Source organism: Pseudanabaena sp. PCC 7367 (assembly GCF_000317065.1).
Lineage (GTDB): Bacteria > Cyanobacteriota > Cyanobacteriia > Pseudanabaenales > Pseudanabaenaceae > Thalassoporum > Thalassoporum mexicanum.
The window spans coordinates 913,253-938,848 of the sequence record NC_019701.1 but is presented as its reverse complement, the minus strand read 5'-3'; the positions used below and the strand labels follow the sequence as shown (position 1 = coordinate 938,848).

The 25,596-nt window shown below is 45.8% G+C and carries 21 protein-coding genes; 9 read left to right on the top strand and 12 right to left on the bottom strand.

Going from position 1 to position 25,596, the window contains the following annotated elements; translation table 11 throughout:
• Positions 1–314 precede the first annotated feature (314 nt).
• Both opcA and PSE7367_RS20075 read left to right on the top strand, forming a co-directional pair.
• Positions 315–1,433, top strand: coding sequence for a glucose-6-phosphate dehydrogenase assembly protein OpcA (gene opcA / locus PSE7367_RS03625; protein ID WP_015164011.1), 1,119 nt, complete (start codon positions 315–317; stop codon positions 1,431–1,433).
• Positions 1,434–1,609: 176 nt separating this feature from the next.
• Positions 1,610–2,569 carry a hypothetical protein gene (locus tag PSE7367_RS20075; protein ID WP_015164010.1) on the top strand — a complete coding sequence of 320 codons (960 nt, stop codon included), beginning with the start codon at positions 1,610–1,612 and terminating at the stop codon, positions 2,567–2,569.
• Positions 2,570–2,606: 37 nt separating this feature from the next.
• Here the strand turns inward: PSE7367_RS20075 and PSE7367_RS03615 are convergent, their stop codons facing one another.
• The 3 genes from PSE7367_RS03615 to PSE7367_RS03610 form a co-directional block, all read right to left on the bottom strand.
• Complete coding sequence (locus PSE7367_RS03615; RefSeq protein ID WP_015164009.1) at positions 2,607–3,989, bottom strand: P-loop NTPase fold protein; 1,383 nt, start codon at positions 3,987–3,989, stop codon at positions 2,607–2,609.
• Between the two features lie 188 nt (positions 3,990–4,177).
• Positions 4,178–4,423 (bottom strand): photosystem I iron-sulfur center protein PsaC, encoded by a 246-nt coding sequence (gene psaC, locus PSE7367_RS21005; RefSeq protein ID WP_015164008.1) that lies wholly within the window; start codon positions 4,421–4,423, stop codon positions 4,178–4,180.
• 286 nt (positions 4,424–4,709) lie between these two features.
• Complete coding sequence (locus PSE7367_RS03610; RefSeq protein WP_015164007.1) at positions 4,710–5,054, bottom strand: MgPME-cyclase complex family protein; 345 nt, start codon at positions 5,052–5,054, stop codon at positions 4,710–4,712.
• A gap of 617 nt (positions 5,055–5,671) precedes the next feature.
• Between PSE7367_RS03610 and dnaK the strand changes: the two genes are divergently transcribed.
• The 3 genes from dnaK (at position 5,672) to PSE7367_RS03595 (ending at position 9,836) form a co-directional block, all read left to right on the top strand.
• On the top strand, positions 5,672–7,591 hold the full coding sequence (gene dnaK, locus PSE7367_RS03605; RefSeq protein ID WP_015164006.1) for a molecular chaperone DnaK: 1,920 nt from the start codon (positions 5,672–5,674) through the stop codon (positions 7,589–7,591).
• A gap of 621 nt (positions 7,592–8,212) precedes the next feature.
• The gene (locus tag PSE7367_RS03600; RefSeq protein WP_015164005.1) at positions 8,213–9,142 is read left to right on the top strand and encodes a histone deacetylase family protein; all 930 of its coding nucleotides are present in this window, start codon (positions 8,213–8,215) and stop codon (positions 9,140–9,142) included.
• Positions 9,143–9,449: 307 nt separating this feature from the next.
• Complete coding sequence (locus PSE7367_RS03595; protein ID WP_015164004.1) at positions 9,450–9,836, top strand: YybH family protein; 387 nt, start codon at positions 9,450–9,452, stop codon at positions 9,834–9,836.
• Positions 9,837–9,977: 141 nt separating this feature from the next.
• Here the strand turns inward: PSE7367_RS03595 and ppk2 are convergent, their stop codons facing one another.
• The 5 genes from ppk2 to PSE7367_RS03570 form a co-directional block, all read right to left on the bottom strand.
• The gene (gene ppk2 / locus PSE7367_RS03590) at positions 9,978–10,877 is read right to left on the bottom strand and encodes a polyphosphate kinase 2 (protein ID WP_015164003.1); all 900 of its coding nucleotides are present in this window, start codon (positions 10,875–10,877) and stop codon (positions 9,978–9,980) included.
• 299 nt (positions 10,878–11,176) lie between these two features.
• Complete coding sequence (gene nusA / locus PSE7367_RS03585) at positions 11,177–12,694, bottom strand: transcription termination factor NusA (protein ID WP_015164002.1); 1,518 nt, start codon at positions 12,692–12,694, stop codon at positions 11,177–11,179.
• A gap of 430 nt (positions 12,695–13,124) precedes the next feature.
• On the bottom strand, positions 13,125–13,577 hold the full coding sequence (gene rimP, locus PSE7367_RS03580; RefSeq protein WP_015164001.1) for a ribosome maturation factor RimP: 453 nt from the start codon (positions 13,575–13,577) through the stop codon (positions 13,125–13,127).
• Between the two features lie 214 nt (positions 13,578–13,791).
• On the bottom strand, positions 13,792–14,022 hold the full coding sequence (locus PSE7367_RS03575; protein WP_015164000.1) for an indolepyruvate ferredoxin oxidoreductase subunit alpha: 231 nt from the start codon (positions 14,020–14,022) through the stop codon (positions 13,792–13,794).
• Between the two features lie 741 nt (positions 14,023–14,763).
• Entirely contained in the window at positions 14,764–15,489 is a 726-nt protein-coding gene (locus PSE7367_RS03570; protein ID WP_015163999.1) for a cytochrome c biogenesis CcdA family protein, read from the bottom strand.
• Here PSE7367_RS03570 and PSE7367_RS22880 point away from each other — a divergent pair, their 5' ends adjacent.
• Both PSE7367_RS22880 and PSE7367_RS03565 read left to right on the top strand, forming a co-directional pair.
• Entirely contained in the window at positions 15,490–15,624 is a 135-nt protein-coding gene (locus tag PSE7367_RS22880) for a hypothetical protein (protein WP_264314168.1), read from the top strand. It begins immediately after the preceding gene.
• 513 nt (positions 15,625–16,137) lie between these two features.
• Positions 16,138–16,611 carry a pentapeptide repeat-containing protein gene (locus tag PSE7367_RS03565; protein WP_015163998.1) on the top strand — a complete coding sequence of 158 codons (474 nt, stop codon included), beginning with the start codon at positions 16,138–16,140 and terminating at the stop codon, positions 16,609–16,611.
• 131 nt (positions 16,612–16,742) lie between these two features.
• Here PSE7367_RS03565 and PSE7367_RS03560 read toward each other — a convergent pair whose 3' ends face one another.
• The 3 genes from PSE7367_RS03560 to PSE7367_RS03550 form a co-directional block, all read right to left on the bottom strand.
• The gene (locus PSE7367_RS03560) at positions 16,743–18,032 is read right to left on the bottom strand and encodes a glycosyltransferase family 4 protein (RefSeq protein ID WP_015163997.1); all 1,290 of its coding nucleotides are present in this window, start codon (positions 18,030–18,032) and stop codon (positions 16,743–16,745) included.
• Positions 18,033–18,303: 271 nt separating this feature from the next.
• The gene (locus tag PSE7367_RS03555; protein ID WP_041698319.1) at positions 18,304–19,329 is read right to left on the bottom strand and encodes a glycosyltransferase family 4 protein; all 1,026 of its coding nucleotides are present in this window, start codon (positions 19,327–19,329) and stop codon (positions 18,304–18,306) included.
• A 3-nt stretch (positions 19,330–19,332) separates the two neighbouring features.
• Complete coding sequence (locus PSE7367_RS03550; RefSeq protein ID WP_015163995.1) at positions 19,333–20,142, bottom strand: FkbM family methyltransferase; 810 nt, start codon at positions 20,140–20,142, stop codon at positions 19,333–19,335.
• A gap of 627 nt (positions 20,143–20,769) precedes the next feature.
• Between PSE7367_RS03550 and PSE7367_RS03545 the strand changes: the two genes are divergently transcribed.
• On the top strand, positions 20,770–21,684 hold the full coding sequence (locus PSE7367_RS03545) for a hypothetical protein (protein WP_015163994.1): 915 nt from the start codon (positions 20,770–20,772) through the stop codon (positions 21,682–21,684).
• 29 nt (positions 21,685–21,713) lie between these two features.
• Here PSE7367_RS03545 and PSE7367_RS20070 read toward each other — a convergent pair whose 3' ends face one another.
• Positions 21,714–23,003 carry a hypothetical protein gene (locus PSE7367_RS20070; RefSeq protein WP_015163993.1) on the bottom strand — a complete coding sequence of 430 codons (1,290 nt, stop codon included), beginning with the start codon at positions 23,001–23,003 and terminating at the stop codon, positions 21,714–21,716.
• Positions 23,004–23,340: 337 nt separating this feature from the next.
• Here PSE7367_RS20070 and PSE7367_RS03535 point away from each other — a divergent pair, with 337 nt between their 5' ends.
• Complete coding sequence (locus PSE7367_RS03535) at positions 23,341–25,353, top strand: mechanosensitive ion channel domain-containing protein (protein ID WP_041698930.1); 2,013 nt, start codon at positions 23,341–23,343, stop codon at positions 25,351–25,353.
• Positions 25,354–25,596 lie beyond the last annotated feature (243 nt).

The following is a 25,596-nucleotide window of genomic DNA, read 5'->3' as shown; positions in this document are numbered from 1 at the left end:
GGGGTAACCGATCGAGTTTATTTAGATAGAGCATTTATGTGCTTAGTTAGGATTTTGTTTAACCTAAACGGTTTCAGCTCAATACTTCTGTAACAGTTATATGTTGATTTAGAAATGATTAGTTGTAAGCGGTATGGGTATCAACAATTAATACAGGTTAAATAGTTATCCATACTTACCCCTGTCATCTTTCTTTGCCTGTGCTTCCGGTCTTAAATCAATTTAAATAAAGCTTACTTGGTTTACCCAAATTAATCATCAATAAATATTTAGTTTTCTTACCCAGCCAAACTTTTCTAACCCCCACAACAGCTATGGTTAACACACAAGCAACATCAGTCCTTTCACTGCAAACCCCCAAGGATGTTTCTGTCTCGCAGGTTGAAGCCGAACTGAGTAAAATTTGGCAATCCTATGGTGAAAGCGCAGCGGCACGGGCAACCACTTTTAACCTGTTAGTATATGAGCCAGAAGACGATCCCATGTCGCGGATGGCTTCGATCGATGCGATCGCCTCACAAAGTCCTTGTCGGGTAATCAATCTGGTTCCAGCCGAGGGTGAAGATGAAGGGGTCAGCGCCCAGGTCGCAGCCTATTGCCCGATTAACAAAGGTCGCAGTGCCCTGATCTGCGGTGAATATATTACTCTCACTGGTACCCACGAAGCTTTTGGGCGGGTACATTCTTTGATCCAAAACTTACTAATCCCTGACTTGCCTGTGTTCCTGTGGTGGAAGACTAGCCCTGCGCCAAATACACGTATGTTTGAGCGTTTGGTCAATATGAGCGATCGGCTTATTTTTGACTCGTCCCATTTCCAGGAGTCAGAAGCCGATCTGGTCAAAGCTCAGGAAATGGTTAAGGTTGGAATTCAAATTGCCGATCTAAACTGGCGGCGGCTGGCTCCCTGGCAAGAGCTTACTGCTCAAGCTTTTGACCCACCAGAACGTCGTGCCGCGATCTGGGATGTCGATCGGATCACGATTGACTATGAAAAGGGCAACAGCACCCAGGCATTTATGTTCCTCGGTTGGATCGCCAGTCGGCTCGATTGGGAACCGATTAAAATTGCCAGTGAAGGGGGCGACTATGACATCAAGCGGGTTACCTTCAAGGGGCAAAAGAATGACTTGCAAATTGAAGCAGAATTAGCGGCGATCCCAGTGGGTGATGCTGGTACGGTGGTGGGCGATCTAATCGGGTTGCGCCTTTCTTCTGATAATACCGATGCTTGTAATGTATTTTGCTCTGAATCAACGGGCTGTATGCGGATGGAGGCTTCTGGTGGAGCCCAGGCTTGTAATATTCATCAGGTCTCGCCGCTGGCTGATCAGGCTGCTGATGTCCTGTTGGCGCAACAGTTACAGCGCTGGGGGCAGGAGGTTTTATATGAAGAGAGTCTGGCGGTTACGGCGCAGATCCTTAGCGCTTAGTTGCTTGAGTTTTTCGTTATAGGTGTTTGAGGTGGGTGAGCGATCGCCCACTTTTTATATTTCTTGCTACATAAAGAACTGCATCAAAATAAAATAATTATTTGTTAAAGTTGAAATCTGAGTATAAAATGATATTTGTCAAACCTAGCGATGACAGATAAGCATTTTGATTTTATATGCAAATAAAAAAATATCTTATAGCCAGTCTGATACTCGGCTCTTTTGTGCTTACTAACGGATGCCAATCTAGCAAAACTGCTCAGCCTCCGACCAATGCTCCTCAGCCAGTTGACCAGTCAGCTAGCTTGCAGGCTGATCCATTTAAGGACGCTGTAGAGAAAGCGATGCAATCCGCAAATCTTGTCCAAATAGCTAACACCTCAGAAGACTGGACAAAAGTCTCAGCCTCATGGCAGCAAGCAATCGACTTGATGAAAGCTGTCCCAGAGTCTAACCCTAATTATGAGGTTGCTCAGCAAAAAGTGGTTGAATATCAACCTAATCTAGAGTACGCAAAGGAAAAAGCAGAGTCTAGCCCGTCTGCTAATGAATACTATAATCTTTCAGTTTTTGGAAAAGACTTAGGTGATGGTCGGGTTCAGGTGGATGTTCAAACAAATATTCCAGGCACTATAGAAACAGTAATTCGCATAGATTTAGCCAATCAAAAGTCTGGTGATTTATATATTGGAACTAATATTAGAAAACTAACTGTTCAAAACGGTACGGCTCAGGCAATATACGATGCTAGTGCGCTTCCAAAAGCCGACTATAAAGTAAAAGTCTCTTTTCTCCCAGGAATAGATTCTAACAAGACTTTGGCAAATGAGATAGGTATTAACGAAAGCATCAAGGATGAATCCCAACTTTTTCTTGGTGGTTCAAGAATGTCCGTAGAATCTTTTGCAAAACGCCTAGAGGGGCAACAATGGATATCATCAAACGTCTATTCCGGATATCCTTGGAATCCCTCAGAATGGCTAGATAGATTTGGCTCATGGCAGGAATTCCCAATTAGTAGAGGTAACCCAGATATCCTTAAAAACTTCTATTTTGAGTCGATCGACATGACTGTTTCTGTAAATGTTTTGAAGAATGAAGTGGTCACATTCAGGGATGGTAAAAATGGGATCTAATAAAATGAAAATTTAGTCAATATAAGTTGATTACATCTCAGTTTAATTCTAAAACAGGATTAACCCCATACCAAAACCCCTGACCATCAGCATATTCAAGTAACAACGATCGCGCCAACAAATCCAGATAGCCAGCCCGCACATCTTGTTTAGCATCTCTGGCTTCAGGCGATCGCCCATAAACCTCCGCTGGCAAACGGTGATGCTGTCGCACATAATCCAACCTTTGTTTTTCCACCGCTGAGATTGTGGCCAGCAGGTTCGATTGCAAAGCTCTGATCACCTCAGACAGCGTATTTTGGCGGATCGGCAAGTCTTCCCGCTGTAAACAACCATAAATATATTGCAATAATTGCTGGGTATTGCCGCCACTCAGTTCACAAAGGCGTTGCAGGGTTTGGGGGCGATCGCAAATCTCATGCATTTGCCCCAGGCGATCGCTAGGCGTAAGATTTGGAAAAGCTCGCGCCAAAATCATTTGCCCAAGCAATTCAAGCCCTTGATTATGATCGCCAGGATTGTCTGGTGCCACTGGCAAACAACTCAACACCACAGACTCAGGCTGGGTCTTATTTGCATTAGCACCAGCGCCTAAACTCTGAGTAGTTTGGATAGAATTAAATTCTGGATTAAAGTAAATTACCGCCGGCACTGATAAAACCAAATGGCAGCTTAGTAGTTGCAATAGGTCTTGCTTGGCCATGAATAATTGCTGGGCTTGAGCCGATCGCAACCGATCGAGATTATCCACGATCACAACTAACCCTTTTAGCGAGTTTTGCTTGAGTAAGGGTTTGATTTTGGCCAACAAGTCTTGATTCACTGCTTCAATCAGCGATTTAAGCTTAGGTTCCCAGGCTGGCCGGATCTGATGCCTTAATTCACCTGACCTTTGCATTACCAACACCGCAGCCCCTAAGCGATCGCCTAAATCATTAAAGTTATTTACTTCAGGCAAATCGATCGCTGATTGCTCTAGCACTTCTATCAGGAACCGATCGAGATAATCTGACTTTAGCTCTAGATCCATGCCAGATTGTGACGATCCCTGCGCGGCAGCCAGTTGTCCATTAACCTGCCCCACAATTTGCCACCAGATCAACAGCAGCAGATCGACCAATTCCAGATCAGCCAGGTTTAAATGTTTAGCCGCATCGATCGCCACCACCGCAAAGTTCTGGTGCGCTAACTCCATTGCCAAATAATTTAGCTCAGTGGTTTTACCAGAGCCCGGAAAACCACTCAAATAATGGCAGGTGGGCTTTTGGGGTGAAAGGTTGATCGTGCGCCGAAATTGCTTGACCGATCGCCGCAGTTTGGCAAAGTCAAGGTAATATTGGCGATCGGTTGCTTGGTTGAATGTTAATACCTGGCTGGGATTGCAGGCTGTAAAGAAGCTAGACAATTTGATCAATTCCATCGATCGCTATACCCTTATCCTACGATCGCTGTGCTCATAAAAGTTTGGAGGCATCAAAAAAATGACACCTCCAAAAAAATAAAAATATATAATGGCACTTTTATATTACTCGCATGAAGCTATGCAAAACATAGCCGCACGAATGCCTAGGACTAATACTAGTTAAATTAACGATTAAATTAATAAAATTAGTAAGTAAGACCCATGCTGCGAGTAGTTTCTGCACCGAGATAGACGCGGATGCTTAGGAAGTCGGTTGGGCAAGCAGTCTCGCAACGCTTACAACCAATACAGTCCTCAGTTCGGGGAGACGAAGCAATTTGATTCGCCTTACAACCATCCCAAGGAACCATCTCCAAAACATCGCACGGACAGGCACGCACACATTGGGTGCAACCTATACACGTATCATATATTTTGACTGCATGCGACATGTTTTCTTGTGCTCCAATCTATTAGTGCTAAGAATTAACACCAAGTGGTTCAAGTTGACAAACCAAACTCACACCCCATCAGGGGTTTTACGTTTAGATCATCAAAATTAAGTCTATCTCAGTTTCTGGAGTTGCTACGCTGATTCAATAAAACTTAAAAGAAGTTAATAGTTACAGGCGATCGATCGCTAAGTCTCTATGGTTTCTATTTGTGATTGCGGGGATAACATCTACCCAGCTAGGGCTAGAAACGGGTCAAGGTAATAATTGCTATATTTTGACCTGATTACACTTGTGAAAGGGAAGCCAACGGATCAGGGATCAACTCACTGGGAGCCACAAACTCGCCCATTGCCACAAACTCCAAGCGCAACTTCATCCAGCGGATTATGTTGGCATCGGTTGAAACGATCGCCGCCGCTGGTTTGGGACACTTTTGCTTGATTTCGCTAAACTCCGGGGCTTCCAAAAAAGCAGGCTCAGCGATCCGCCAATAGTCAATCTCTTTGTTACGAGCTGCATAGTTTTGGGCTCGTTCCTTGAAAGTTTCGTCCAATGGCACATTTTCCATTAGATATTTGCGGCTGGCGGCAATGAAGTAATAGGTTTGCGCTGATACGTTATCTGACATTTCTACAGCTTGATTTGACTAGGTTTTAAGATCTTTGATGATTAATTTGTTTGCGATCGCCTCTATTCTAAACAGTAATAGCTGCGATCGTGAGATAGAGTCAGGGTTTGAAAAGCATAAATCAGGGTTTAAAAAGCATAATAGGTTGCCGGATATTGAATCTAAACTATTGAATCCAGGCTATTGAATCTAAAATATAAGTTAAGTAAGATTGCAAGGTGACTCCCTGCCCTTAAATCTAGGATTCTCCCATAGAGAGCAGATTAGAGCATAACCTCGCCCGAAAACAATAGGAAATCACAAAAAGCTAAGCATCGCAGCTTAAGACTTGCATGGAGGTCTGCGGGTCTGCGTGAGGGCAAAGCATGTTTAGCGCTAGGCAGGGCAATTAGGCTTTTATTGTGGCTCTAAATCCATCTACCAGGCGATCGCAACCTGTGTTAGATGGGCTCAGATTGGGCTCAGATCATCCATCGATCGCCTTGAAAAGGCCAATTTGTTCGGTAACCCCTACCTGAATCGGGGCAATAACCTGCTGTGGGAAAAGTTAAAAATAGTTAATCTGGATATCAATAGATAAGGACAAAAAAGATTAATATCAAGGAGTTGGAAGCCTTATGGCGAAAGTTGTTGGAATAGATTTAGGTACAACAAATTCTGTTGTTGCCGTGATGGAAGGTGGTAAGCCAACGGTAATTGCTAATGCCGAGGGCTTCCGGACTACTCCTTCGGTAGTGGCATATGCAAAAAATAGCGATCGCCTCGTCGGTCAGATCGCCAAGCGTCAAGCCGTGATGAATACCGACAATACCTTTTATTCGGTGAAACGGTTTATTGGTAGACGCTACGACGAAATTACGAGCGAATCGAAGCAAGTTGCTTACAAAGTATTAAACGTAAACGGTAATGTAAAGCTCGATTGCCCAGCCGCCGAGAAGCAGTTTGCCCCAGAAGAAATTTCGGCTCAGGTGCTGCGTAAGCTGATAGACGATGCCAGTAAGTATTTGGGTGAAAAAGTAACCCAGGCGGTAATTACAGTCCCCGCTTACTTTAATGACTCACAACGCCAGGCCACTAAGGACGCAGGCCGGATCGCCGGTGTGGAAGTATTGCGGATTATCAACGAGCCCACTGCCGCTGCCCTATCCTATGGTTTGGATAATAAGAGCAACGAAAAGATTCTGGTATTTGACCTTGGTGGTGGTACATTCGACGTATCGATCCTGGAAGTGGGTGATGGCGTATTTGAGGTAATGTCCACCAGTGGTGATACCCACTTGGGGGGTGACGATTTTGATAAGAAAATTGTCGATTGGCTAGCCGGCTTATTCCAAGCCAATGAAGGAATTGATTTGCGTAAGGATAAGCAAGCCCTGCAACGTTTGACCGAGGCCGCTGAAAAGGCCAAGATTGAGCTATCCAGCGTGACCCAAACCGAAATCAACCTGCCATTTATTACGGCGACTCAGGATGGCCCCAAGCATTTAGAAGAAACCCTGACCCGTGCTAAGTTCGAGGAATTGGTTTCTGACCTAATCGATCGCTGTCGTCATCCAGTTGAGCAATCGCTTAAGGATGCCAAACTATCCAAGGATGAAGTTGATGAAGTGGTCTTGGTTGGTGGATCGACCCGGATCCCAGCAGTAAAAGAACTGGTTAAGGGCATTCTGGGCAAAGACCCCAATCAGGGGGTGAACCCCGATGAAGTGGTGGCAGTTGGTGCGGCAATTCAGGCTGGTGTATTGGCTGGCGAGGTCAAAGACATCTTGCTACTGGATGTAACGCCATTGTCGTTGGGGGTAGAAACCCTTGGTGGTGTGATGACCAAAATTATTCCCCGCAACACCACGATCCCAACCAAAAAATCAGAAGTGTTCTCCACCGCCGTGGATGGCCAAAGTAACGTGGAAATCCATGTGTTGCAAGGTGAACGGGAAATGTCTTCCGATAACAAGAGTCTGGGTACATTCCGGCTCGATGGCATCCCCCCTGCGCCCCGTGGTGTGCCGCAAATTGAAGTTACCTTTGATATTGACGCTAACGGCATCCTGTCGGTAAGAGCCAAGGACAAGGGGACTGAAAAAGAACAATCGATTACGATCACTGGTGCTTCGACCCTGCCCGACTCGGAAGTCGATCGGATGGTACAAGAAGCCGAGCGCAATTCTGATGCTGACAAGCAAAAACGGGAGCGGATCGATGCCAGGAATCAGGCCGACTCGCTGTGTTATCAAGCCGAAAAGCAGATCAAGGAACTGGGTGACAAAGCCCCAGATGCCGATAAGGCCAAGATCGAAGAGCTAATCAAGGATCTGCGCGAAGCGATCAACCAGGAAGATTTCGATCGCATCACTGCCCAAACTGAAGAACTGAAGCAGGCTCTCTATGCCATGAGTACGGCGGTTTATCAGCAAGGTGCGCCAACTGATGCTGCTGGTGCTTCTGGTGCTGGCCCTGACATGGGTGCGGATGAGGCCACCAAGGATGCAGCCAGTGATGATGAGCAAGTAATCGATGCGGACTTTACTGAGTCTTAGCTCTAGTTGGCTTCTGCCACAAATTTGGGTAAGTTTGGGTAAGTTAGCTGAAGGGTTTGATTGGGGCGATCGTTCTCGGTTTGCCCCGCCTGAGCAACGCTTTGGCTAACAGCCTAAATCCAAACTTAAACCTAAAAGTGAAATATTAATAACCAAGAGAGATACTCTAGACCTGCATTTGATGTGGGTCTTTTTTTTGCTGAACTATACTCACAAAGCAATGTTGACGATCCAATAAGTTGATCAATAAGTTTTTAATATCTGTCTTTATCTCGATCGGTATTGCCATTGTTAATGTCATCCTCAACGGATGCTATGATCACCAGGCTATTGCTGTGAGCATTGATACAAGCGACAAAGCAACCCTTAGAACCTGGGAGCACGGGATTGAATCAGGCGCTCAGCTCAAGAATAAAAATTGTTGCTGCTAGGCAATCTGAGCTGATTTTAATTTTAAGCTGTTTCTAAGTTTCTAAATTACCCTATGCATGTAAACCTAACATCAATTATTTAAGATTTTGCTGCCTCATTGATTCATAAGCAATCGGTAAGTAATTAAAGTAATTAATCGGTAGATAATTAATTAATCAATAATTAAGTCAGTAATTAAATAGAGTGGCTATGACGGCAACCAGCATTCCGGTATTTTATGCTGATGAATTCCTCCAACATCAAACGGGCAGCTATCATCCCGAATGTCCAGGACGTTTAGAGGCGATCGTAACGGCGCTGAAAAACTCGCCGCTGGCCGATCGGATTGATTGGCGATCGCCCACCCCACCCCAGCAACGCGATGTAATTGCCGCGATTGAGAAAATTCATACCCCTGACTATGTGCGATCGGTACAGGCCATGTCGGCACGGGGTGGTGATTTCATTGATAATGACACTGTGGTTTGCCGCCAAAGTTATGATGTGGCGCTTTTGGCAGTAAGTTCATGGCTGGACGGCATCGATCGAGTATTGCAGACCAATCAACCGGCTTTTGTGGCAGCAAGACCGCCAGGCCACCATGCCAAACCAGAACGGGGGATGGGATTTTGTATCTTTTCTAATGCGGCGATCGCGGCTAACTATGCCCTGGAACATGCGCAAATCGATCGCGTGGCGATCCTCGATTGGGATGTGCATCATGGCAATGGCACCCAGGAAGCGATCTGGGATAATCCGCAAATTGCCTATGCTTCAATGCATCAGTTCCCGTTCTATCCTGGTACTGGCTGGGCGGATGAGACGGGCGGACATAATAATGTTTTAAATGTACCGATCGAGGCTCGCAGCACCGTGGATAAATATCTAGAGGTGTTTGCGGCGGAAGTGATGCCGTTTTTAAGTAAGTTCCAGCCTGATTTATTAATTGTTAGTGCGGGGTTTGATGCCAATGCCGATGATCCGCTGGCAAGCATACTTCTGCAACCGGAAGACTATGGTAAATTTACGCACTTATGTTTGCAGTTGACCCGCCGATCGATGTTTGGCCTGGAGGGGGGCTATGATTTTGATAGTTTGGCTAAATCGGTTTTGGCGGTAATTGCGTCTTGTTTGGATTGATATGTTAGCTAGGCTTAGTTGTGCAAACTTTTAGATTTAAAGATTTTGGATTTAAAGATTAGATCATCGGTGAATCCTGCATGGATAAGGACTTTTGATTATACTTCTTACCCAAGTACAAATATTTTTACATAAATACAAATATTTAAATCAAGCTGCGATCGTGATGCTCTTGTCTAAATAGTGGGCTTTTACAAGCGTCAGATTAAAGATGTTTATGGCGCTGATGGGTAATCCAGCAGATTTAATCTGGCACTAACCCAGTAATATATATCCCATCTGCCCTAAAAGCTAAACCGGTGCACCCATGAGCGATAAGCAAGATGTTCTAGATGCAAATTATGCCTTCTATCGCGCCTTTGAAAAGCGGGATTTTGAAGCAATGACTGCGGTTTGGTCGCAGGGCAGCGACAGTTTATGCATCCACCCAGGGCGATCGCCCCTGAAGGGTTGGCCCCAAATTAGCAAATCCTGGCAAACCATCTTCAGAGCTACCAAATATATGGAGATCGACACCGAAATTACCCTGGTAGAAGTCAGTGGCGATCTGGCCTATGTGGTATTGATCGAGAATGTGACCCAGATTAGTGGTAGCAATCGAATGCAGGCAAGCTCAACCGCCACCAATCTATTTGAGCGGATGGGTGGCAAATGGTATTTGATTCACCACCATGGCAGCCCTTTGCTTAACTAAGAGGCTTAGCTAAGAGCAAGTAAAGATCGCCAGAACTATCACTAGTTATTCAGCACTGCGATCCTGCCAGATCCATATAATTTGATCTGAATTTGATCTGAGTAACTAAGCCAAATCAACTGGCCTAACTTCTCAAACTGATTAAACTGAGTTGGGTACAAATCTCTGCATCGACATTGGCGGACGCACGTAGTCCATTAGTTCCTGGCGGGGAGGCATCTTGATCTTTTTGGGGGTTAAATCTTCATAGGGGATCATGCTCAAAAGGTGGCTAATGCAGTTTAATCGGGCTAGTTTCTTATCGTCTGCTTCCACCACGAACCAGGGCGATCCAGGCACATCTGTGGCATCAAACATATCATCTTTGGCTTTTGAATATTCCACCCATTTCGCCCGTGATTGTAAATCCATGGGGCTCAGCTTCCAACGCTTAACTGGATTAGTAAGGCGTTCTTGAAAGCGGCGTTCTTGTTCTTCATCACTAACCGAGAACCAATATTTAATTAAAATAATTCCCGATCGCTGCAACATATCTTCGAACTCAGGGCACGATCGCAAAAACTCCACATATTCTTCGTGGGTGCAAAATCCCATCACATGTTCAACACCGGCGCGATTATACCAACTGCGATCGAACAGCACCATCTCACCACCTGCCGGTAAATGGGCTACATAGCGCTGAAAGTACCATTGGGTGCGCTCCCGTTCCGTGGGTGTAGCCAATGCAGCCACACGGCATACCCGTGGATTCAAACATTCAGTAATCCGTTTGATCGCACCACCCTTGCCAGCAGCATCACGCCCCTCGAACAGAACGACGACTTTCAGCCCCTTAGCTTTAACCCATTCTTGCAGCTTAACTAGCTCAATTTGTAATTCAGCTAACTTTTTCTTATATACCTTGTTTTTGATTTTAGGTCTGCGCTTAGTTTTTTTTGTCTTGGTTAAGTCTTTGCCCTTTTTTGATTTGGTCTTTTGCTTCTTCATCACCAAACCATCGTGATGGGCTGCTTGTGTGCCATTATTTTTAGTCTTTGCCATTTTTCTTGCTCTCCGATCGATTTAGGTAAATTTAAGCTTTGAAAGGGTTTACGCTCAATATTTAAATGAGTGGTACTGGCTGGATTGTGACTAGCGTAATTGCATAGTCGATCGTTTCTACCCAATCGATTGCCCTAATTAAGTCCGTCCCGTAGCATGAATTTTGGACAATCTTGCTTGAAAAATACTTATGCTCCCGGGAGCAACCACACACCAAAATAAATATAAATATAAAATAAATGTAAAACTATAAGTGGATCACCTTTAACACTAACAATCGGGCAATAAAAGATCTGAAGCTACTCTTCCTCTGAGTCTTCAGGCTCGCTCTCTTCCGCTTCAGGGTTAGCTTCATCCTCTGTGGCTAAATTTTCCGCTGACTCCTCTGCCGCGATCGCCTCTGCTTCATCTGGCACCTCTACTTCTTCTGGCTCTGGCAACCCCTCACCTTCTGCGATCGCTTCTGCTTGCTCGCTTTCCTCTATTTCCTCTGTTTCTTCAGTGGCAACCTCAGCATCTGGGCTAGCTGCTTGCTCCTCTGCCTCAAGGGCTTCGAGTTCAGCCTCTTCTTCAGCGGCTAATCTGGCTTCTTCTTCCGCTGCTGCCTGTCTTTGCGCTTCGATCGCTGCTATTTCTGCTGCCCTGGCCGCCGCTATTTCTGCCGCCTTTTGGTCTTCTGCTTCGTAGTCATATTTAGAAGCATCCTTAATGTCAATTTTCCAGCCGGTTAAGCGTGCCGCCAATCGCACATTTTGCCCTTCCTTGCCGATCGCCAAGCTCAGTTGATCATCGGGCACCAATACATGAGCCTGCCTTTCATCCGCATTCATCAATCGCACCTCATGGATGCGAGCCGGACTGAGGGAATTGGCAATGTAAGTAGCTGGGTCTGGTGACCAGCGAATCACATCAATCTTTTCACCACGTAGCTCATTCACCACCGCCTGGATGCGGGCACCACGTGCGCCTATGCAAGCTCCAACCGGATCGACATCGCGCTCCAGGGTATCAACGGCGATTTTGGTACGTGGCCCCACCGAAGAAGATGGTGGATTTGCCTCCCTGGCCACCGCCACAATCCGTACCACTTCGTCTTCAATCTCTGGTACTTCATTGGCAAATAAATACACCACTAGCCCAGCATCAGCCCGCGATACCATCAATTGGGGGCCGCGCCGTGATCCTTCGTAGACTCGTTTTAAATAAACTTTGATCGTGCTGCCGGGGCGATAGGGTCTTTCGCTGGGTAATTGTTCGCGTTTGGGTAATTCAGCTTCAGCGGGTTGACCTACGCCACTGTTAACTTCTACTACCACGGAGCTGTTTTCAAATCGCAGCACCCGCCCTTGTAAGACTGTACCTTCAATATCCTGGAACTCTTCTTGGATTAATTTGCGTTGTTGATCGCGCAGCTTTTGAGCTAGTACCTGCTTGGTTTGGATCGCAGCCATGCGACCAAAATCCCGTTGATCGGGGGTCACATCTACCACCACGGTGCCACCGGCCTGAGCTTCTGGGGCTACTTCTCGTACCTCGGCTAGCCCGATCTCACGATCGGAGTTTTCAACCTCTTCGACGATCGTTTTGGTGGCCAGCACCCTAAAGCCCTCTTCCTCCATATCTAGCTCTACTTCAAAGTTCTCGAAATAGGTATCGTCGTAGTTGACCCCTTCCGATCGATAGGTTTTTCTGAACCGCTCATAACCTTTTAGTAAAGCCTCACGCAGAGCATTTTGCACTGCAATTATAGGTAGGTTTCGCTCTCTACTGATTGCCTCAACCATTGGTTGCAGGTCTTGCAGTGTGACTAGTGCCATAGGTCTTCAGCTCTCCTAAAACTGTAAATTGTAGTTGTAAGTGTGGTTTGTAAAAATTAAGGATAGATAGGGGATGATTAGAAGCTCAATAGCAATGCTTCAGACTGGATTAAGCTAGAGGGAATCAAGACATAAGTCTAAAGAGAGGCCTTGGGGGAAATTACCGATTACTCAACGTGGTTAATTCGAAGCTAGACTAGCTGATTAACTGAACGATTAACTGGCGATCGCCAATCAAAGCCACACTAATTAACAATCGTTTTAACAATCGTTGGATGATTGGTTAATGGTGATCTGGCAAACAGGACACTTAAATTTTGTTCAGCTATATGAAAGCACATAACGGCGACTTTTGGCTTGCAGTACCGCGATATTATCAAAATTACACTGATATTGCAGTTATTGCGGTCAATAATATGGCGATCGCTAACTAAGCCAACTCCACCTTAACCACCTGCTCCAGCGGAATACTAACCGATCGCCCCTTCAGGTTAATCACCAGCGCTTGTTGGTCACGCTTGACTAACTGCCCCTGCCAACTTTGCTTGCCCTTATAGGGTGGGTTAGTGTCAATGGCGATCGTAAACCCGCGAAAAGCAATAAACTCCCGATCGCTAGATAACTGGCGATCAATCCCAGGGCTAGACACTTCTAACACATAGGCATGGGGAATAAAATCTGCTTGATCGAGGGCTTCCTCTAGGGCATAGCTCATTTGTTCGCAATCGTTCAGACCGGTGTGCTGGGTTTGATTGCGGATATCGACTCTGAGTACAACGGGGCTTTTGTTGGTATGCATTACCGCTCCGACCACCTCGATCCCCAGGGGGGCAGCGATCGTTTCAGCAATTTCAAGCACCTGAGGGATTAATGGATGTGTCATAACAAGACTAGATCCCAAAAAACAAAAAAGTGGGTTGTCGCCCACTCTCAACTACTTCCTGGCCGCTAAGCCAGATAAGTTTACGGAAATGCCCAAGTCTCTGACCAAGGCATGCATTAGGTTTAGATACCTGCTGCGTCAACCATTCTAGCATGTTGACCAATTACTTCCAGGCTGGGGTGCTAGTAGAGAGTGGGTAATCATCATGCTCAAGCTATCGACTGGCTGACTTTTGTAGCGCTGGTCTTTCTTCCGGCAAGATCGCCCCTGCGACTGGGCAAACCTCCAAACACACGCCGCAGTCAATACAAACATCAAAATCAATCCAAAACCAGGGAGTGCCCTTAGCATTTGCCCCACCACCAGGATGAATACAAGCCACTGGGCAGGCTGGAACGCACTCTGCTACGCCCTCGCAAATATCAGTAACGATCGTGTATGCCATATAAACCAATGAAAATTAAGCAAACAATTCAAATTAGCAAGCAACTATGCAACCCTCTTTAAAAGCAGCTGCTAGTAATTTTAATTTTAGGCGATCGCTCTTGGCAGATTCTTCGGCTCTGGCCTGAGTGCTTATTAGTTGCCTAACTTAAAGTTGTAATTAGCCTGTATGCATAAATACTCAGAATATGCAAACTGGGGCAAAAATCCCTTGCTTAACGGCGAAACCTAGTTATAGAGGCATTTATACCAGTTCGATCGCCAATTAGCGCCTTGAGAAAGTCCGAGAATCTCGACATAAGTAAGCTTTATCTTGTTAACATCTAAAGACATTGTTAAATTGTGATCCCCGTGGGGATCGCCAGGACTTAGATATATTAAGGGGATCGCTATGATAAACCTACTTTTTGGGGTCGTTCATAATGGCAACAATAATAAATAAATAATTTTAAGATTTGTTCAAAAAACACTATGCCATTTTTTGATAGATCTGTGAGGTCTTGCCGCTTTTGCCAGCACTATAACCCAGTTGGTAGAAGGGGAGGGACTTGCAAGATGTTGGATGTTCAAGTTGAGGCAACTTGGGAGTCGTGTTCATTAGCTAGGCCAATGTTTGGTGCGACAATGCCGCAGGTGGGGGAAAGCGTAGAAACAGTGAAAGTAGTTGTGGGGCGGGATCAGAGTCTAAGCACCTTAGATCGTGGTCTCGTGGTTTAGGTGTTTATTCCTGATTTAACTAAATTTAACTAAAGCGGCTCAGGATCGACACCGTACCAAAACCAATCAGCACTATACCACTAGCCGGAGTGATCCAGCTTGACCATTTTCTTACGGCTAGTAGTTGCTTAACTGTGCCAGTAAATGTGCCAGCCACAATCAAGGGCATAATCAAACCGATCGCATAGGCCAGCAGCACAACCGTGCCCAATGCCATATTGCCAGTGCTGGACACCCAGGTTAGCAGCGTGATCAAAACCGGTGTGCTACAGGGTGAAGCCACAATGCCAAAGGTGAGACCAATTAAATAGGAACGCAAACCCCGTGGCAAGGTATCCGACACATCCACATTGCCCCAATTAGGGAGTTGTAGTGTAATCAAGCCCAATAGTTGAAACCCCATCACGATCGCTACGATTCCCATCAGCAGCGACCAACCCCAGCCAGTCTGGCCATAGACCCTGCCTAGTAGTGCAGCGGCCAAGCCAAAGCCAGTTAGGGTGGTGGCAAAACCAAACGCAAACCAAAGTGATTGCAGCGCCGCTGAAAAGCTGTTTTTCGATTCATAGCCGCCAATGTAACCAACCGTGATCGGCACCATCGACAGGGTGCAGGGACTGAGGCTGGTCACCAATCCGGCCAAGAACATAACCCCAATGCTAATCGGCGATAAATGGGTGAGTTGATTACTGACTAACAAATCAGCCCAATTTTCCAGGTTATAGAGCCAGTAGTTAAAAGTTTCAAGCATATGCAAACCTGTTTAAACGTAAATGCGATCGTGATTAATTTGGCTCAATGCCGCTTTGTTTTTTATATTCTTATTCTGCCATCACTTCCTGGCGCGATCGCCAAAAATGTTTTGTTTAGTTGGCTACTGGCATAAAAAAGGCTTTTAGAGATCTTTTCAATAGAACTCTAGTAAAAGTCCCAGATTACAACCAGAGCATAGCAATCTCAGGTGTTATTTAAGCATTTAATCAAGGGGGACTAATGGTTCTGGTGCGATCTCATAAAGAACTTTTTGACAAGAATGTCGCTCCAATGCAAATGCTTATAGTTAGATCGAGCCTGCTTACCCCCTATTCCCATCGGTAAATTGGCTCAAATAGTCTCAAACCTAAGCAATATGTATTATTCAGCCGATCGGGATCGCACGCTAGACTGATAGGGATAAATTGATGGGGATAAAAAAACATAACTGAAGTCTGGATGAGGTGATATCAAACCCCGCAGATTGACCGCGATCGCAATACCTTAAATCTCGTCGTAGCGATTTTTACGCAACGCATTTAACCAAACTCGCTATGAGTTGTTATGAGTTGTTATGAGTTGTTAGTTATGCAGGCGATCGGCTGGCATATCTGCCCAAATTACTACTGGCAGGAGAGCATATTCAGTGGCAAATCAAAAACAGCTAGCGATCCTGGCAGAAGGCATCGAAGTCTGGCACAATTGGCGGCGCGAGCATCCAGAGGAAGAGATTGACCTGATGGGGGCAAATTTGAATTTTGCCAAATTAGATGGTGTGGATTTGAATAATGCCAATTTGAGCTTTGCCAAGCTTTGTAAAACCAGCCTGGTGGGGGCAAATCTCAGCTTTGTGGATTTTACGGGCGCAAATTTGAGCTTTGCCGACTTGAGTAAGGCTGATCTGGTGGGCACGATTTTAAATATGGCCGATCTAACTGGCGCAGATATGAGCCTGACTGATTTAATGGGGGCAGATTTAATTGGCGCAAATCTCACTAGTGTGGATTTTTTGAATGCGAATATTATGGCCGCGGATATGAGTGGTGCAAATATGCAGGATGTGACCTTGCCGGATGGTTCTACCGCAAGGCCAGAACAGCCAAATCCGGTTGATGTTTAATGATTTTAATGATATTTAAACATGTCAATAACATACCAGCAACATGCCAGTAACATGCCAATATGTCTACGCTTTGATGTTTGAATGATCTTTAAAGTCAGTAACGCTAGCATTTGAGACAGCGCCAGAATTTAAGTCATCAACGCTTCAATAATTTTATGGCCATACCCAGCCCAGGTGATCGCTGCTGCCTTGGCCTGCGCTGCGCTACTCATCTCTGGTAGACGATCGCGGTGATCAGCAAACCAATTGAATACTTCGGCGAGGCGTTCTGGCGATCGCATTGGCACTAAAAAACCCGTTTGTTCCGGTTCCACCAGATCTTGGCCGCCAGCATTGGGGGTAACAATAATCGGTAAACCACAGCTCATTGCTTCCTGTTGCACCAGGGCTCGTCCTTCCACGATCGAAGGCAATACCAGTACATCGCAGCTTAGCATTAACTTCAGCACCTCAGCATGGGGGCGGGTTGGTTCATAGGTGAAGTTGGCATATTGAGCGCGATAGAAATCCATACTGGCGATCGGTGAGCCCAGCACAACTAACTCAATATCACTACGATCAAGCAGTTGCATGGCCGCAAACACATCTGCCAAGCCCTTCCGTTGACTCATCGAGCCCGCAAATAATAGCCGCAAGGGGCGATCGGCACTATGCTGCTGAGAATTTCTGGTTTGTAACAAAGTTGGCGAAATTTGGGGCGAACCAAACTCAGCCACAATACATTTTTTGCTGGCCCTGGCTGCTTCCGGCAATGACTCATAGACAAATTGGCTGGGGCAAACCACCACATCAGCTAGCTCAAGTTCCTGGACTTTGCGATCGAGCTTGGCCTGGGAATCACTCGTACCAATCAGGGTGGGCTCCCACTGCGGCAATCGCTCCGCTTCTTCATAGAGCAACTGTTGCACCGTCTGCCAGTAGGCGATCGGCAGATCATAGCCACAAATCAGCCCAGTTTGCTTAGCCGCCTGAAAGGTTTGCAAAGCCGCATCTTCATAGCAATAAACCGCGCCCACCTTTTGATTGGCAATATATACTCCCTGCTCGGTGGCAGAAGCAAGTAAAACCCTGGCTACTTCTCGATCGAGGTCTTGATAAACCGCATCAATGCAAGCCCAACCGGTTTCATGCTCAGTGAGCGAACCAAGCCCAACTTTAGCCGCCACCATACGAGTTAATTCTTTGATCGGATAGGTGTAGGTTTTGTTGGTGGGAACATTGTAATTACGCCGCAACAGCTCTTTACCAATATTTCCTGGCAGCAGATCCAAATACCAGCTATCTGGTTCGATCGCCAAAGTGGTGAAAAACATCGCCAGTCGGTTTGCCTGTTGTAATGAGTCCAGCAAAGCCCGCACAAAGGTATTGCCAGTGGGATGACTGAGGGCGATCGCGGCTTGATTGTTGGTGTTCACCATTTATGCGAAATACATAAGCTTCAAAAGTCTAGTCGTCATCTTAAATGAATTTAGAAGATTGCGAACACAATAGTTGAGGTTTGACTCGATTGTGCTGTAGTTCTGCCATATGCCATCTTCTGACGCTTGTTTTGATCGATCGAACTTGCTCGAATATGATCGCAACGCTTTGATCGCAATGGTTGCTATGTTTTTAGGCAATTTACTCAGCCAGGTCTGATCTAAGAACTCATATCTAAGAACTCATAAAAGCTAAAATCGGCCACCATTATTACTTTGCGATCGCCGCTGACAACACCTTTAAATATTCCCCAGCCACCTTGGCAATGCGGTGGTTGGCTAAATGAGCAGCAGCATTTTTACGATAGAGCGTCAGTTGTTCTGGTTGTAATAGCAGGTCATAAAGAATTTCCGCCAGAGCCTTAGTATCACCATTGGCAAAAGTCAACCCACAAGAACCGATCGCATCCTTTAGGCCACCTCCCGCCGAACCCACCACCACGCAGCCACAGGCGATCCCCTCCAATGCCACCACGCCAAAGGGTTCTTCCCACCGCGATGGGATCACCATAATTTGATGGGCATTCAGCAGTTGCGCCAGTTGATCCCTACTTTTCTGACCGACAAAATCAACCTGTTCTCCTAATTGCAAATCCTGCGTTAACCGTTGCAAATTTGCTAACTCCTCGCCATCACCCACGATCGTTAATTGTGGGGCAGTTCCCCGCTCCTTTAGCAATGCTAATGCCTGTAATAAAATATCCACACCCTTATCGGAAACCAGGCGGCCTAGAAAAATCAATTCCCGATCGCGTTTGACCGCTGGCAGCTTATAGAAAATATCATCTTGATAGGGATTGCCAATGATCGTAGATTTGCCAGGCATATGCTTGGCGATCGCCTCGGAAATCGCAATATTAGTGGCAACTAAAGTTAGCGATCGCTTGAGAATATTTTGCCAGCCTAAACTGCCATCCGGTTGGCGCATCCAGGTGTGGTGAGCGATCACCCAGGGTTTTGGCCGCATCACGATCGCCCAGGCCACCCGCAAGCTGATGTTGTTATGGAAAAACACGTCACACCAGCTAACTAAATCCAATAGCTCATTGTTTGGGGGTTGGCGAATCACTGCAAACGGAAATTGCGCTGGTTCTTGATCTATCTGCTCGGCTGGGGTTTGGGTAATTAGCTTAAGTTCATGCCCCTGGTTCACAAATTCATGGGCGAGCATGGCTGAGTGTACCTCAGTCCCGCCAAGCTCAGGATAGAAGCGATGGGATGACATCAGTATTTTCATGGTCTAGATCTCAACCGCCTTGAGCCGATCGGTGGCCACCGCCCGGAGCATCTGGCGGGTGCAATATTTATCCTCAGCAAAACTGATCTGGTGGCTGCCCCAGCTTAATAACAAATCCGTCAAATCCTGCACTGCATAGGCTTCGGGGTGATATTCAATCGTAAACGCCAAGATCCTATTGCGATCTTCTGGCTTGAGCCCCTTCAGGATATCTAGCTCTGCCCCTTCACAATCCAGCTTACAAATTTTGATCTGCTCCAGGTTAAATTCAGCGATCAAATGTGACAGTGAATAGCAAGGGATTTGCGCCACTTTGTTAGTAATATTCAGACCCACATTGGTGGCAAATTCCGGTTTGATTGTGTTCATGCCGCCGCCTAGCCAATCGGAACAGATCAACTCTACGGTGCCGTTCTCTGCCCCCACTGCCCAGGGCTTGGCCACGACCCGATCGCTAAATCCATTGGTTTTAACGTTACTCAGCAGAGTTTGAAAACTATCCGGTGAGGGCTCGAATGCATATACCTGTGCCCCTTGATATGCGGCATAACAACTAAAAAAGCCCTGATTAGCGCCAATATCCAGCACCACATCGTCGGGATTAATGCTGACCCTGGGGATGTCGTAGTCATGATCATGCCAGACCTCACCAAACATGCGATAGGAACCAACCGTGCAGTGGCAACTAACCTGGCTGCGGCGATCGACCACCTGGATCATGCCAGTCGATTTGAGCCAGCGATTGAGCATCATTTGGGTGGGGTTGCCGTAGTTGCCCCAGAACCGCATTAGCGAATTTAGCGATCGGATCATTATGTCTCAATATTCTCTGTTAATGCAAAGTTGACTTGATTATCTTGGTTATTTAGGTGTTGCACATGATCGGATGGTTGAAAAATTAAAGTTACTGCTAACTTCTATTCATACCTGATTTGAATTTTTAATGCTGACCTTACCAGCCACGAATTAGGCAATGCCATATAGTTTAGTTAAGCAAGATTGCTACGCTCATGATATATCAATCTAATTGAAACATTATTCAGGCTGAGCTATATGTATCTAACTGATCAAGCTCAGCAGAAGTTGTAAGAACTACGGTAGTGCTGAATAAGTAAGGATCTAGGAGATAGTTGAATATCCATAACCCAAACAAGCTAAGCTCCGAATTTTAAATCGATTGCCAATTATCCTTACTACTGCATGACTACCGAACTACAATGTACCAAGCATCAAGCTCATCTAGGAACAAACAGGCAAGCAACTATCTAGACTAAAACTGCTAATCTTTTGGGAGCGGGTATTAACAAATTGCTGGCAATAATTTAGCCCAAAATTTAAAAACTACCAGATTCACCATCCTAGCTGAGTGTTATCGTAACGATGTCAAAAGATGGGAATTAATATTCAACTTGATTGCAAGCACACAACTAATTCAAGCTGATGGGAAACGCCACTCAATCGATCGCAATGACAACTAGAGAAAATCAAGATCTAAAGATCCATTGCCTCCTTTGTCATAAGCATGTAGATATGGCAATTCTCTGTTTGGGCTCTTTGCTGAAGTTTATGCAAGAACCTGTACAGCTAGTCTTGCACGATGATGGTTCGCTGACTGACATTGACCAAGAGCGTTTACAGCAGGCGTTACTGCGCAGCACAATTGTTTCTCGTCCACAGGCAGATGATTTAGTAAATGAAGGATTACGCAATTATCCTAATTGCCAAAAATTTCGTAAGTCTAATGTATTAGCTCTTAAACTTTTTGATATCCCACTCCTCAGTGATGGTGATATCGCCTATTGCGACAGTGATATTTTATTTTTGCGCCCATTTAGCCATATGTGGCAATGGCCAGATGATGAAGTCTCAGCGCTTTTTATGGTTGATAACCAGGAAGCCTACTCTGTGCATCCCTGGCACCTATTGGGTCAAGATAGCCTCAAATTGCCTAGTCGTGCTAATACTGGTCTAATCTATTTTCGCCGCCGCGCCTATGATTTAGATTTTTTGGAGTGGATCCTGGGGCAACCAAAATTGCAGGGCATTTTTGCCCATTTGGCTGGCTGGGCAGAGCAAACTTGCTGGGTAGCGATGGGGCATCGGGCTGGGTGCAGGTTGTGGCAGCCTGATCAAGTAGCTGTTTTCAGCCCCACCATGGATTTAAATCCAACGCCGATCGCCCTACATTTTATTTCCACCTATCGCGGCTATCTTGAGCACTATGCCGCAAAAATGGGTGATGAGGCTTTCCCACCCATAAAAATATCAACCATTGCCGCCCAAGAATTGAATATCTTTAAGTTTGCTAATTTCAAACTCCAAAAAAGAGTTAAACGCCAACTCAAACTAACTTAGTGACGATCGATCAATCCTCAATCATCACTTTAGCGGCTATCACCATCAATCTCACAAGCATCAGCATAAGCCTTTGCTACCATTTTGGCACTGGCATGGCGGTGATACCACTGATAAACCTTTTGTCTGATTGCGGGTAGGTCTGCTGCGGTGGGAAAAGATACGCGAGTGCTGCCAGCAATGGTGATATAGAAAACGCCGGGATGAGGGTCGTTATTAATGGTTGTGCCTGTTTCCTGATGTGAAAAGACGCTCAAAACACCGTGAGCAGAGCAAGATGCAAATACGGTCGATTTGAAAACTAGTGAAGGAGAAATTTCTTTCGGTCGTAAATAGTGAATCCAGGCAAATGTGGCTTGGGCAAATAAACTAGAAGCTTTGGCCACTTCAATTTGGGGATAGTAGGCAATGGTTAAATCAGGGCTTTGAGCCTGGAGTTGGGCTGATAGTTGGGCGATCGCTGGGTTTTCTTTGCCACCAATTAGATCCAGGTGGGTGGGGGCAAATTCAGCCGGAATATATTTAAGCACTTGCAAAAAAGAAGTCAGGCCGCGTTCTAGCATGGCGGTGCCGCCACAAATTAACCAGCGGGTTGGTTGGCGATCGACTAGGTTCAATTCTGCTAAACTGGGTTCGCCAAAACTTGACCAGATCGGATAAATGTTGATGTTGGCAGCAGTTAGATTATGGGGATTTTGAGGCAGATGCTTACTGATATCCTCAGCAGAAAGATAATTGCTGACGAAGATTGAGCTGGAGGCAGCGATCACCCGCTTGGCAATCTGCACCTGCCAGGGGCGCAACCAGAACTCACTTCTCCAGGGCGGCCCAGCGGAATAAACCTCATGGAACATGGTTACTATTTTGAAGCGCTGATCAGCAATAGGATTGGTATTTTGCTTGAGCCAATCGCTGAGCCAGAAAGGGATGCCCCGCTGTTGATAGCCATAGCCAACGTAGTGCAAGAGGATGGTGGGTTGGTTTGCCTGGGCTGATTGTGATGAATTTGATGCTTGATCTAACTTAGCTAATTGATCGGGCTGAAGAGTAGCCGATCGCGGTAGGGGCTCGGTGTTGGTAGTGAGGCCGTCGGTCAGATTATGAATGAGTTCGGCTAGAGCCTGGGCGGAGCGATCGCTAACCTGATAACAACTAAACCGATCTATTTCGTTCGCACCCTGCCAATCAGGGTCACCAACAATAAAAATACTTTCAATTCCATAAAAATTGCGTAGATTCTGAGCCAGGCTAATCGCATAGTCACCAATGCCACTGAAAGCAGGAGGCAGTAATGGCACTATCTGATATATCTTAGTCAAGATCTTTGCTCCTAATCAGTAATTGGCCTTGCCGATCAAGCCCGTTGATTGAGTTGATTGAATGGTTAGAAAACTAGAGTTGCCGCCAACCACCATTGATAATTCATTATGGCTGGCTTTTGGGGCTGACGTAACGATCGCTTAATTATGAAATACCCTTAATTTCTGATTAAGCTAATCTCTATACTATGGATATGCTGGGAATGCTGTGGATGCTGCGATCGATAGCTAAAAATCCTTACTTTTATACCACTTTCCCTAATCTTTAATCACTGATTTCCTAATGATGAACCAGCCACAGCCTGAGATGAATCGATCGAGCAGGGCAATTGCATTTATGCGCCCTTTTATTATTATCTTTCTAATCTTGATGCCATTGCTAAGCTCCATCTGGCTGGGTTCACCGCTTTTTATTGCCCCTGGCCAGGCTCAGGTATTAGGTGGTGAAGATTCGACCGCAACCGTGGTCCTGGATGGTAGTGCTGTGCTTGAGGTAAGGAGTTTAGATCGATTTCCAGCTAACACCAGGGCAAGACAGGCTAATGCTGTCCTCAGCCAGGAATTACAAGAGGCCTTACAACAGCGTTCAGAATCAAGCCAGGAAGTACCGATCGAAGTAACGGTGGAGCCCCAGGATAATTTATATACAATCCAGGTTAATGGCACCCATTTACTAACCGTAACGGAGCGAGATTCAGGTGAGGATCAAAGCACTTTAATTCATGCCTTGGTGTGGAAACGCAAAATCGAAATCGCCTATGCTCAGGCAATCTGGCAGCGGAGTAATGAATATCGTCGGCAGGCTTTGTTTATTGCCATTATCGTCACGATCGTTGCGGTTTTGGCCTGTTGGGCGTTGCAATACCTGAATAAAAAAGGCTTTGGGTTGTTGCCGCGCCGCTTCAGAGTATTTATTGATTCATCGAAATCAGCCCGCTCGCTATTTTCATTGGTGATGTTTTTAGCTCAGACAGCGATCTGCTTAGGTACTGTCTACTACATCAGTGAGCTATCGCCATTCCTTCGTTCCTGGCGCTATCGCATTTTTACTTTTGTGATCACCGATACGCTTACTTACCCAGTTCTGAATCTGGGTGAGAGTGCCTATTCGATCGCGGATATTTTGATTCTGTTCGTGATGATTGTTGTGCTCTGGATCTCGGTGAGGGCAATTACCAAGCTCCTGCGCAATCGCTTTATCAGCAACGATAGTGTCGATTATCGTTTCCAAGAAACCCTCACCACCCTCAGCCAATATTTACTAACTTTTATTGGCCTGGTGATCATTCTGCAAATTTGGGGTTTAGACCTTAGCAGTTTAGCGATCCTGGCTAGCGTACTTGGGGTTGGGATCGGCCTTGGTTTGCAAAATATTGCTAAGGATTTTGTCAGCGGCATTATTATTCTTTTCGATCGATCGATTCAAATCGGCGATCTGGTGCGCGTGGCGAATTTAATTGGCACAGTGCAACACATCGGTGCGCGTAGCACCCAGGTTTTAACCCTCGATCAAATTACCATTATTGTGCCAAATTCTCAGTTCTTAGAACAACAGGTGGTGAACTGGAATCATGGCAATCCGGTCACTCGGTTGCGGGTTCCGGTGGGGGTGGCCTATGGTTCTAATATTGATGGTGTTCGTGCTGCGATTTTGGATGCCACCAAGGGCAACTCGGAAATCCTGGATTATCCCCAGCCCCAGGTCTGGTTTATGGGCTTTGGCGATAGTTCGCTCAATTTTGAGTTGCTAGTCTGGATTAGTGTGCCCAAGAACCAATTTAGATTAATGAGCGATCTCAACTATAAAATTGAAAGCAATTTCCGCCTCTATGGTGTGGAAATCCCCTTCCCACAGCGGGATCTCCATGTGCGATCGCCCCAATTAGATCGAATTGTGGATCTAGTTGGTGATAAATTGGCTGCGCCAGAGCAAAAAATTTATTATCCCGATCGCTATAAGCTAATCAAACAACCCATCAAGCAGCCCAGTAGCAATGAATTGAAAAAAAATAGTGAACAGAAAGAACAGACTAAAACAGTGGTGAAACCAGGATTAGATCTTGAGACACTGGCCGCCAAAATGCGAGCGCCGGATGGGGTGGAAGTTAAGGATCGCCGTTATTTATTTAATGTGTTTGAACGGTGTTTTGTGGGCGCGGAAGCAGTGCAGTGGTTAATGCGGATTTGCGGTATGACCAAAACTGAGGCGCTACGGGCGGGGCAATTACTAATCGATGGTGGCTATGTGCACCATGTTTTGGATGAACATGGATTTGAAGATGAATATTATTTCTATCGCTTTTTTGCCGATGAGCAGGGCTTAATTGATCGTAGTGAAGTGGTCAATTGAATCTGAGGTTGAAAAAGCTTTACACAAACAAGAAAAGGCAATCCACTACCAGTCAAAATCCAGGCTATGCAAAACTTTACGCGCAGCGATCTATCTCGCTCCCAACCTCCCCGGCAAACTCAACGGTTCGATCGATTGATATTCCACCGGTATGGCTAACCAATCGGCATTAATATCACGCATTAATATCACGTATTAATATTGCACTTATCACGCTTGCGAAAGCTCACCATTTGCATAAAG